General features: G+C 64.1%; 11 protein-coding genes. 4 read left to right on the top strand and 7 right to left on the bottom strand.

The window, feature by feature from the left end; translation table 11 throughout:
* Positions 1-6 precede the first annotated feature (6 nt).
* Positions 7-300 carry a hypothetical protein gene (locus LWF01_RS02465; protein ID WP_349639457.1) on the bottom strand — a complete coding sequence of 98 codons (294 nt, stop codon included), beginning with the start codon at positions 298-300 and terminating at the stop codon, positions 7-9.
* A gap of 134 nt (positions 301-434) precedes the next feature.
* On the opposite strand from LWF01_RS02465, the gene LWF01_RS02460 reads away from it, so the two are divergent.
* Together LWF01_RS02460 and LWF01_RS02455 are read left to right on the top strand one after the other, a co-directional pair.
* Positions 435-2984 carry a helicase-associated domain-containing protein gene (locus LWF01_RS02460; protein ID WP_349639456.1) on the top strand — a complete coding sequence of 850 codons (2550 nt, stop codon included), beginning with the start codon at positions 435-437 and terminating at the stop codon, positions 2982-2984.
* A gap of 15 nt (positions 2985-2999) precedes the next feature.
* Positions 3000-4634, top strand: a complete 1635-nt coding sequence (locus tag LWF01_RS02455) for a DNA repair helicase XPB (RefSeq protein WP_349639455.1) — start codon at positions 3000-3002, stop codon at positions 4632-4634.
* Positions 4635-4696: 62 nt separating this feature from the next.
* Here LWF01_RS02455 and LWF01_RS02450 read toward each other — a convergent pair whose 3' ends face one another.
* Positions 4697-5665, bottom strand: a complete 969-nt coding sequence (locus tag LWF01_RS02450) for an EamA family transporter (RefSeq protein ID WP_349639454.1) — start codon at positions 5663-5665, stop codon at positions 4697-4699.
* A gap of 165 nt (positions 5666-5830) precedes the next feature.
* Between LWF01_RS02450 and LWF01_RS02445 the strand changes: the two genes are divergently transcribed.
* Positions 5831-6379, top strand: coding sequence for a CGNR zinc finger domain-containing protein (locus tag LWF01_RS02445; protein WP_349639453.1), 549 nt, complete (start codon positions 5831-5833; stop codon positions 6377-6379).
* A gap of 31 nt (positions 6380-6410) precedes the next feature.
* Positions 6411-7181 (top strand): carbon-nitrogen hydrolase family protein, encoded by a 771-nt coding sequence (locus LWF01_RS02440; RefSeq protein ID WP_349639452.1) that lies wholly within the window; start codon positions 6411-6413, stop codon positions 7179-7181.
* 31 nt (positions 7182-7212) lie between these two features.
* Here the strand turns inward: LWF01_RS02440 and LWF01_RS02435 are convergent, their stop codons facing one another.
* From LWF01_RS02435 to LWF01_RS02415, 5 genes are all read right to left on the bottom strand, one after another.
* Positions 7213-7977 (bottom strand): ABC transporter permease, encoded by a 765-nt coding sequence (locus LWF01_RS02435; protein WP_349639451.1) that lies wholly within the window; start codon positions 7975-7977, stop codon positions 7213-7215.
* On the bottom strand, positions 7974-8741 hold the full coding sequence (locus LWF01_RS02430) for an ABC transporter ATP-binding protein (protein WP_349639450.1): 768 nt from the start codon (positions 8739-8741) through the stop codon (positions 7974-7976). The genes LWF01_RS02435 and LWF01_RS02430 overlap by 4 nt, the downstream gene beginning before the upstream one ends.
* Positions 8741-9109, bottom strand: a complete 369-nt coding sequence (locus LWF01_RS02425; RefSeq protein WP_349639449.1) for a DUF1048 domain-containing protein — start codon at positions 9107-9109, stop codon at positions 8741-8743. Before LWF01_RS02425 ends, LWF01_RS02430 begins: the two co-directional genes overlap by 1 nt.
* Before the next feature lies 1 nt (position 9110).
* Positions 9111-9440 carry a PadR family transcriptional regulator gene (locus tag LWF01_RS02420; RefSeq protein WP_349639448.1) on the bottom strand — a complete coding sequence of 110 codons (330 nt, stop codon included), beginning with the start codon at positions 9438-9440 and terminating at the stop codon, positions 9111-9113.
* Positions 9441-9794: 354 nt separating this feature from the next.
* Complete coding sequence (locus LWF01_RS02415) at positions 9795-10574, bottom strand: carbon-nitrogen hydrolase family protein (RefSeq protein ID WP_349639447.1); 780 nt, start codon at positions 10572-10574, stop codon at positions 9795-9797.
* Between the last annotated feature and the right edge of the window lie 50 nt (positions 10575-10624).

Raw genomic sequence — 10624 nt, 5'->3', positions numbered from 1 at the left:
CCGGAACTACAGTGAACGGCGCCGCATGATGGCCCGAGCCAGCAGGACCAGAAGAACGATGAAGGCCGCCGGGAAGCCGATCATCGGCAGCCAGGTAACCCAGTCAGACAGCGAATCGGCGCCGATCAGGCTTGGCACGACATCCAGCGCCAATGCGACCAGCGACACTATCGTCAAACCAACGAGGAGTCGGGTCAGCATGGCATCGATTGCGCCCGGCCGTTCGCCGGAGCGGTCTCCCGGGCCGGTGAGCGGGGGCAGCACCGAGTCGTCTAACGGCGAGGCCGTCTGCCTGCTCAAGGTGTCCCCCTGGATGAACTCGTTGACGAAGCGTACATCGCGGCGCTTTGCTGATCAGAGCCACCGCGATCAGTATAGCCAGCCGGACATCGTTTGGCCGAAAGGCAGCACCCAATGGCCGTAGACTAGCGGTAATGCCCAAATCCACTAGCCTGCACACTTTCGCGGACTGGCTCCGCTCCCGCGACGAGACCGCAATCCGAGCTTTGCTGCAGCACCGAGCCGATTTGAGCGTTCCCCGGCCGGGCGATATCTCTTCGCTTGCGGCCCGCGCCTCGACCCGGGCCAGCGTCGGACGAATCGTCGACCAACTCAATACGCCGCAGCTGCAGGTGCTGACCGCGGCGATGCTACTGGCCGCCGAGCACTCCCCTGTTTCGGCCTCCACGATCCGCCATCAGTTCGGCAAGGCATCTGCTCGCGACGTGAAGCTCGTCGTCGGCCAGTTGGTCGAGCGCGGACTGCTCTGGGACCCAGGTACGGACCTGCGCGTGCAGCCCGTCGTCGCGGAAGTACTCGCGCCGTATCCGGCTGGGCTCGGCCCCCGCCTGGCGGACCTGCTGCAGCCGGCTGAGAGCACCCTGGTCTGCTCTGCGCTGGGTGTGGATGACGTGGCAGACGCCGCTACCGTCCTGAAAACGTCGCTGCAACAGGTGCTGAAGACGCTGCCCGATGGCGCGGCGAAGATCGTGCAATCACTGAGTTCGGGGTTCCCGGAGGGCAGGGTCGAACGGCGGGTCACAATGCCAACCTCCGCCGATCTTGGCGCCGACCGTCCCCTGGGCGCGGTGGAATCCCTGCTCAGCCGCGGGATCGCCCTCGCACTCCCACCGGACCGGATAGTGCTGAGCCGCGAAGCCGGCATCGGCGCCCGGAACGGCCGGGTTTATCAAGCCCTGGCGGCAACGGCGCCCGAGCCGGCGAGCCAGCCGATGGATCAGGACGCACTGGACCAGCTGGCCGCGGGAACCATCTTCGAGCTTTTGCGCCAGATCGATGAGCTGCTCACGCTGCTCGACGAGCGTCAGCTCGGTCAGCTGCGATCCGGCGGACTTGGGATGCGCGATCTGCGACGTCTTGCACTGGATCTGGATCGGGACGAGCCTGCCACCGCCCGGTTGCTCGAGTTGGCCTACGTGGCCGGCCTGATCGGCGCCACCGAGGACGACGAACCGCTGTGGCTGCCGACGCTTCGGGCTGGGTCTTGGCGGGCGCTGCCGACGGCAGCGCAGTGGAGGGTTGTCACCGAAGCCTGGTTGCCATCCTCTCGCTGGGCCGGCCTCGTCGGAACGAAGGATCAAAAAGGGGTGGCCCGGACAGCCCTTGGCCATCAGCTGGACCGATCACTGATCGTGGCCGCGCGGACCGTCGTTCTCCGGCAGTGGCTGCCCACCCCACCGGGCAGCGTGCTCAGCCCCGACGACGTCCGCGAGGCGCTGCACTGGCACTATCCGAGGTCGGCGCCGGGATTCATGGAACTCGTTTCAGCCTGCATCGAAGATGCCACCTGGCTCGGGATCCTGGCTGGCAGCGTGGTGCCTGGTTCGGCTGATCTGGGCTTCACCAGCTTCGGCCGCGACATCGTGACGCAACATCTTGGTTCCAGCGGGCATTCCCGCGCGGGAGTGCCGCCACGCGTCAACACTTCCACCGGCGATCAGGGGCATAACCGGCTGGCCGAGCTACTCCCCGAGGTGGTGCACGAGGTCCTGCTACAGGCCGACCTGACCGCAGTGGCCCCCGGCCCGCTCGCCGCCGAGGTCCGCGAGACCTTCAGCAGTTTCGCCACCGTGGAGGGCCGCGGGCAAGGCACTGTTTTCCGGTTCGGCGCCGGCTCCGTGCGAAATGCGCTCGGCCAGGGCTGGGAGACCGACGGCATCCTCGACTACCTGCGCGAACATTCATCGACGCCGGTACCCCAGCCGCTCGAGTACCTGATCCGGGACGCCGGCCGGACATTCGGCCGGTTGCGGATCGGAAGTGCCCGAAGCTATCTGCGCAGCGACCACCCGGAGCTGCTCGATGAGTTGATGGCGCACGCCGGCTCGCCGCACCTGGTAGGCATCGACCTGCTGAGGATTGCGCCGACAGTCGTGTGCTCGTCGATAGAGGCCAGCCACCTGGGCGAGGGACTGCATCAGCTGGGCATGAGTGTGGTTGCCGAGGCCGACGGCCAGATGCTGATCCACAAGCAGGAGAAGGAACGCCCGGATGTTGTTCCACCTGCCCCGGTCCGATCATCGAGCCTGGAGCTCCCGGCCGAGGTTGCGTCCGAGATCGCTCAGCAGCTGTTCGCCGAGGAAAGGCGACGACTCAGCGGTGATCCAGGAGACGCCGATGGAGCGCTGCGCAGGAACGGTTCCGCACCGCAAAGTGGTTCACCGCTGCGAACCAGAGCTGACAACCGCGCCCTGGCAGAGGCAACGGCCCCGATCAGCCGCGATTTCGGCTCGGTTTCGTCGATCGCGGAAGAACCAACGGCCGCTTTGGCGTTACTACGTGAGGCAGTCTCGGAATCGGTGCGGGTCCGCGTTGGCGTCGCTGATTCCCACGGCAACCGCCGCAACTTGCTGTTGGACCCCTTGGGGGTCAACGCCGGCCGGCTGCGCGCACGCAATGTGGACACGGGACAGGAAATAACCATCGTCGCGCATCGGATCACCGATGTGCGGCTGGCGGAATAAGGAGAAACTTCGCTGGTGCCGAACGGACCGCTGATAGTACAGAGCGACAAAACACTGCTGCTCGAAGTCGACCATGAACTTGCCACCGAAGCCCGGGCAGCCATCGCGCCGTTCGCTGAACTTGAGCGCGCCCCGGAACACATTCACAGTTACCGGCTGACACCGCTAGGCCTGTGGAACGCGCGCGCCGCCGGGCACGACGCCGAACAAGTCGTCGACGTCCTGTTGAAGTACTCGCGTTACCCGGTGCCGCACGCGCTGCTGGTCGACGTCGCTGACACGATGGGTCGCTACGGTCGGCTCACGATCGCGACCCACCCGACCCACGGCCTGGTGCTGGAGAGCAAGGATCGCGCCGTGCTCGAAGAGGTCCTTCGCTCGAAGAAGACCGCGGGCCTGCTCGGCACCCGAATCGATGACGACACCGTGCAGGTGCACCCCTCGGAACGCGGCAACCTGAAGCAGCAGCTGCTGAAGCTCGGCTGGCCTGCGGAAGATCAGGCAGGCTATGTCGATGGCGAGGCACACGAGATCTCGCTGAACACCGAATCCTGGTCGCTGCGGCCTTACCAGCAGGAAGCAGTTGAAGGCTTCTTCCATGGCGGTTCCGGGGTGGTCGTGCTGCCGTGCGGCGCGGGCAAGACCCTGGTCGGCGCGGGCACGATGGCGGCATCGAAAACCACCACCCTCATCCTGGTCACGAACACAGTCTCCGCCCGGCAGTGGCGCGCCGAACTGCTCAAGCGCACATCGCTTACCGATGACGAGATCGGCGAATACTCCGGCGCTGTCAAGGACATCCGGCCGGTCACCATCGCCACCTATCAGGTACTCACCACGCGCCGCAAGGGTGCGTACACCCACCTCGAGCTGTTCGACGCCCGCGACTGGGGACTCGTCATCTACGACGAGGTGCACCTGCTGCCGGCGCCGATCTTCCGGATGACGGCCGACCTGCAGGCCAGGCGCCGGTTGGGGCTCACCGCAACGCTGGTGCGCGAGGACGGCCGTGAGGGCGAGGTCTTTTCGCTGATCGGGCCGAAGCGGTATGACGCACCGTGGAAAGACATCGAGGCGCAGGGCTACATCGCGCCGGCCGACTGCGTCGAAGTCCGGGTGGAGCTGCCGCAGGGCGAGCGGATGACATACGCGACGGCCGATGGCGATATGCGCTACCGGCTGTGTGCGACCTCGCCGGCGAAGCTGCCTATTGTGTCGAAGATCGTCGAACAGCACAAGGGTGACCAGATTCTGGTGATTGGTCAGTACCTCGATCAGCTGGACGAGCTCGGCAACCGTCTCGATGCCCCGGTGCTCACCGGCCAGACAACTGTCAAGGAACGTCAGCGCCTGTTCGACGGCTTCCGGTCCGGCGAGATATCGACGCTCGTTGTGTCGAAGGTTGCTAATTTCTCTATAGACCTGCCTGAGGCTTCGGTGGCGATCCAGGTCTCCGGGTCATTTGGCTCACGTCAGGAAGAGGCGCAGCGGCTCGGCCGGATCCTGCGCCCTAAAGCCGATGGCGGCGGCGCTCGCTTCTACAGCGTCGTCTCCCGCGACACGCTCGATCAGGATTTCGCCGCGCATCGTCAGCGTTTCCTGGCCGAGCAGGGTTACGCCTACCGGATTCTGGACGCCGGCGACATCTGAGGTGCCTCGGGCGACCCGGACCAGCGCCGGGCCGCGAAGCCCAGGTCAGGGCGCGACGGTGTTCACGGCGCGACGGTGTTCACGCGCGCTTTGTCCTCCAGCTCGCGTTTTGCGGTCAGGCGCCTGCCGGGTTCCAGCCGGACCAGAACAACTCCGGCGACGATCAGCGCGCCACCGAGCAACTGGATCGGCACCGGCAGTTCGCCGAGCATCAGCCAGGAGGCCAGCACAGCGAAGAGCACCTCGGTCAGTCCGACAAATGACGACAGCTTCGGGCCGAGATGCGCGATCGCGGCGATGCCGGTGAGGTAGGCGATCACGGTCGATATCAGCACCAGGCCGAGCGCCGGCACCACCCAAGGCAAGCTGATGCCGGCAAGTGTCGTCGAGGCGTTGACGAATACGATCGGCAGCAGACCTGTGACGCCCAGCAGAATGACGGTCATCGCGCCGATCGTCATGCCAACGCCCGCCATCACGACGGGTGGCAGGTCCTCGCTCTGCTTGTTCGACAGGATGAAATAGCAGCACAGGCCGACGGCCGCGCCAAGGCCCCAGAGCAGGCCTATCGGGTGAACCGTGCCCGAGTTTCCGATATCGAGCACCAGCACCAGCCCGGCCATTGCCACCACGGTGCCGACCAGCGTGGTGGCCGATGGCCGGATCCGGGTACGAAGCCACAGCCAGCCAACGATGATGACCGGTGCGAGGTACTCCAGCAACAGGGCAACGCCGACCGACAGGTACTGCACCGCATTGAAGAAGCACACCTGGACGCCGGCGACAGCTACCACGCCGTATGCCAGCAGCAGCCGGTACCGTCGGACGACCGCTTTCCACCGACCACGCATCATCACCGCCGAGGCAGCCAGCAAGACAACTGCCGCCCCGGCCATCCGAACCAGCGCGGCTCCGCCGGATGACCAGCCGATGTCGAACAAGGCCTTGGCGAACGGCCCTGAGACGCCAAAGGTGAGCGCCGAAATCACGGCGAGGGTCAGGCCGGTGCGAAGGCTGGTCGCGGTGGACATGAAGGGAGCTCCGAAAGCTGTCGTTGGCGTCACGAGTAAAAGCAAGTACGGTACTGACACTATCCACCGGGAGAGTCAGGAGTCAAGATATATTTTACTCCTGACACTGCCGATCGGAGCCCGGCTTGTCGGAGGGTGCACATCGACGTACACTCAGGCCTCAGGATGGTATTTGCATACGACACCGAGGCCGCCCTTCTGGATGCGGCGGACCTGGTCAACACCGCGGTCGATGGCGAAGAGTCGCTAGGCACGGTCGCGGCGCTTTCAAGCTTCCTGGACGAACGCCAATTCACTGGAAAGCGGGAACGCACTCGCGCCGAACTCGAATCAGTGTGGAACCTGCGCGAGCGACTGCGAACGCTGTGGGAGGTATCTGAGTCCGAAGCGGTGGCGATAGTCAATCAGTTACTACTCGATGGACACGCACTCCCACAACTCGTGAAGCACGACGAATGGGATTGGCATCTGCATGCCACCCGCCCGGATGCCCCGCTCGCACAACGAATCGGCACCGAGGCAGCGATGGCGTTCGTCGACTTAATTCGCGGCAAGGAGCTGGGGCGACTGCGGATCTGCGACGCCGACCGCTGCAGCGCCGTTCTGATCGATCTCTCGAAGAATCGGTCCAGGCGCTATTGCGATACCGGCAACTGCGCGAATCGCATGCACGTCGCGGCCTACCGGGCCCGGCAGGCCGAAAAGGCCGAGTAGGCCCCGTTGGTCGGAGAAGAGGAGCTGCATTATGTCTATGAAACTTCGTGTCGCCGTGGCCCAGCTGAGCGCAGGGCCGGATCCGCAGGAAAACCTGCGAGTCGCCCAACAAGCGATCAGGGCTGCCGCCGGGCTCGCCGACCTGGTCGTCCTTCCGGAAGCCACCTTCGCCTGTTTCGGCACTGACCTCGCGGCGATCGCGGAACCCCTGGACGGGCCATGGGCAACGGCCATCCGGAAAACCGCGGCAGAAGCCGGCATCACCGCGATCGTCGGAACATTCGAGCCGTCGGCAGACGGACGGGTCTACAACACGCTGATTGCCACCGGCGGGGGTGTTGAGGCCGCGTATCGGAAAATCCATCTGTACGACGCCTTCGGCGCCAAGGAGTCCGAGACCGTCGCTCCGGGTGAGTCTCTGGAACTGATCGAGGTCAATGGCGTGACGATCGGGCTCGCGACCTGTTTCGACCTTCGCTTCCCGGAGCAGTTCAAAGACCTGGCCCGTCGCGGTGCCCAGCTGATAGCCGTACCCGCATCATGGGGCGCGGGCCCGAACAAGGAAGACCAATGGGATCTGCTCATCCGGGCCCGCGCCGTCGACTCCACTTCCTGGCTCGTTGCCTGCGATCAGTCCTACGTGGCTCCACGGGGAGCACACCCGCTCGGCGTCGGCCGTAGCGCCATCGTCGATCCGACCGGGCTGGCGGTACACAAGCTCGGCGCCACAGACGGGCTCCTGGTAGCAGAACTGGACATAGAAGCCGTCGGGGCGGTGCGCAGACGCGTGCCAGTTCTATAAGGCCAGCGATGCCACGAGGACCAGACCGCCATCAGGCGATCTTGCGTCGATAGGTGGCCATGGCCAAGATGTAGGCGATTACGAGGATGCCGACGCACCAGGCGAGCGCGATCCAGATCTCGTTGCCGGCCGATTGTCCAGCGAAGAGGTTCTGGATTGTGTTGACGATCGAAGTGACCGGCTGGTTCTCCGCAAACCAGCGCACCGGACCTGGCATTGTTTCCGTGGGGACGAAAGCCGAGCTGATGAACGGGAGGAAGATCAGCGGGTAAGAGAACCCGCTGGCGCCATCCACCGTCTTCGCTGTGAGGCCCGCAATCACGGCTAGCCAGGTGAGCGCCAGCGTGAACAGCGCCAGAATGCCGACGACACCGAGCCAGGCCATCGGACTTGCCGCCGTGCGGAACCCCATCAGCAGACCGACCAGCACGATGATCACGAGCGTGAGCAGGTTGGCGACCAACGAGGTCACCACATGTGCCCACAGCACCGAGGATCGGGCGATCGGCATCGAGTGGAACCGTTCGAAGATGCCGCTCTGCAGATCGGTGAACAACCGAAATGCGGTGTACGCGATGCCAGATGCAATCGCAATCAGCATGATTCCTGGCATCAGGTAATTGACGTAGTTGTCTGTGCCCGTCTGGATTGCGCCGCCGAACACGTAGACGAACAGCAGCATCAGAGCGATTGGTGTGATCGCTGTCGTGATGATCGTGTCAACACTGCGGGTGACGTGACGCATTGAACGGCCAAGCAACACGGCCGTGTCTCCGAAGAAGTGGGTGGTGGTCATGACTTGTCTCCGACAAGGGCGAGGAAGATCTCTTCAAGGGTCGGCTGCTTTTCAACGTATTCGACCTCCGCAGGAGGCAGGAGTTGCTTCAGCTCGGCGAGAGTTCCGTTCGCGATAATCCGCCCCTGATGGAGAATCGCTATCCGGTCCGCGAGCTGCTCAGCCTCATCCAGGTACTGCGTGGTGAGCAAAACAGTGGTACCTGACGTGGCCAGCTTCTGAACGACCTGCCACACTTCGATGCGCGCTTCGGGGTCGAGCCCCGTGGTCGGCTCATCGAGGAAGATCACCTTCGGCTGCCCGATCAGGCTCATCGCGATGTCAAGGCGACGGCGCATGCCTCCGGAGTATGTCGCAGCCCTGCGAGAGCCCGCTTCGGTGAGATTGAACTGTGCGAGCAGGTCATCGGCGATCCGGCCGGGGTTCTTCAGATGCCGCAGCTTCGCAACCAGCACCAGGTTCTCCCGGCCGGACAGGATCTCATCGACCGCAGCGAACTGTCCGGTCAGACTGATCGAATCTCGGACTCCGCCCGGGTCCCTCGTGACGTCGGACCCATGGACGTTGGCCGTGCCCGCGTCTGGCCTCAGCAGTGTGGACAGGATTCGCACTATCGTGGTCTTCCCGGCCCCGTTCGAGCCCAGAAGGGCGAAGATGCTGCCCGGCGCTACCTCGAAGTCCACCCCGCGCAGTACATGCAACTCCTTGTAGGATTTCTCGATGCCCTGCACGCGGATCGCAGGTTCAGCGACTGTCGTCGTCATCAGCGCTTCCCCTCTTCGCTCGCCGCGTCGATGGCCTTGATCAGCCGCTCACGCTCCTTGTTGATCCACTGACCATCCGCGTAGTTGCGGATGAATGTCTCCGCGAACTCCACCGGGTCATCGCCGACGATCTCGCGGATCGATGTTCCGTCTGCCGCACTCTGCTCGAAGAGGTCGGCGAGATCCTCGAGCATCGCCAGCAGCACATCGCCCTTCGCGATGGCGCCGAAGTACGTCAGGTACCGTTCCAGCGCTGTCGCCGCCGTGCGGTAGTCAGCCGGCAACTGCTCCACGCGCTTCTTGTACCGCTTGTACTGCTTCTTCTGCTCGAGCGAACCCGTGAGCTGCTCGATCCATCCTGCTGCCATGTCATGCCTCTCTTTCTCGGAGCTGTTCAAGTCGTTCGGACAGGAAGCTCCACGTTGTCCAGAATTCGTCTAGTTCCTTCTCGCCCTGGGCGTTGAGCGAGTACACCTTGCGTGGCGGCCCCTTCTCGGAAGGACGCTTCTCGACATCGACAAGGCCCTTCTGCTCGATCCTGACGAGCAGGGCGTACACAGTGCCCTCAGCGATATCGGAGAAGCCCTTCGCCCGGAGCTGCGTCGTGATTTCGTACCCGTACGCCGGGTTCCCGGTCAGGAGAGCAAGAACGATGCCCTCCAGTGTCCCTTTGAGCATTTCCGTCATCTGCTTGCCCAATTTGGCCACCTCCTTCAGCTACTCAGTAATACTGACTACTAGTACATAGTAGCGCTAGGTAGCGAGAGCACAAGTCCCCTCCGTCGTTATTTTTAGGGTGCCGACTGCCGGCTTCGCCGCGGGCGAGGAAAAGCGCTGAGCCTGGTCAACGAGGGGCCCGCCAGCGGCAGGGGAAGGCGCAGCGGCAGGGGAAGGCGCAGGGGCAGGGGCAGGGGCATCTGTGCCTACACCGGATCGGGTGTGGTGATTGAGCGGCCGGTAGGGCGTGCGGCATGCAGTGAGCCAGCAACGGCAGTAGCGTCGGCGCTTGCTGGCTGGCCCTTCCAGGGACCGTCAGATGTTGTCGGACAAGCCTTAGCCGTAGAGCTGTGGCCGACGGTCCTCGAGGTATGGATTTGCTTGCCGGGCGGCGCGCACCACGTCGGTGTCGATGTCGGCGAAGAACACCTCCGTGCCCTGGCCGGCCATGGCCAGCGGGACGCCGTCAGGGCCGACAACGCTGCTCAACCCGACATACTTCGTGTTCCGCTCCGAACCGACGCGATTCACATAAGCGAGATACACCTGGTTCTCCCAGGCGCGGACCGGAATGATCTTTTCGGCGACGAACTCGAAAGGCTCCATATTTGCCGTCGGTACCGCAACGAAATCGGCGCCGGCCAGTGCAGCCGCGCGGACGTTCTCCGGAAATTCGACGTCGTAGCAGATCAGTGAGGCTATCCGGACGCCGTGGAAGTCGGCGATGGTGACGAATTCGCCACCCGGAACGAACCGCGTCCTGTCCAGGTCGCCAAACAGGTGAGTCTTCACATGCTTGCTGAGCAGTCTGCCGGTCTCATCGATCAGCACGGCAGAGTTCCCAATCTTGCCGGCCTCAAGAGTCGGCAGACCTACCAGCAGGCCAATACCCTGATTTCTGGCCAGGTCCCGGCTGCGTTCGATCAACGGCAGTTCGGCGAGAGCGGCGACTTCCTCGCCGATGTCGTACCCGGTCAGAAACGTCTCGGGAGTGATCAACAGCTGGGCGCCCTCCGCGGCGGCTTTCGCGGCGGCCCGATCCAACTCGGCAAAGTTGGCATCGACGTCTCCCGCCGACCCGGCCGTTTGAAGCCCAGCAATCCGTAAAGTAGTCACCGCACCAGTATGCCGGTTATGGCGCGTCAGCGGTTTACCTGGCCGAGGCC

Origin of the sequence: Saxibacter everestensis (assembly GCF_025787225.1) — a bacterium.
GTDB classification, from domain to species: Bacteria; Actinomycetota; Actinomycetes; order Actinomycetales; family Brevibacteriaceae; genus Saxibacter; species Saxibacter everestensis.
Note: the sequence above shows the minus strand (reverse complement) of the source record. Positions and strands in the feature narration are given on the sequence as shown.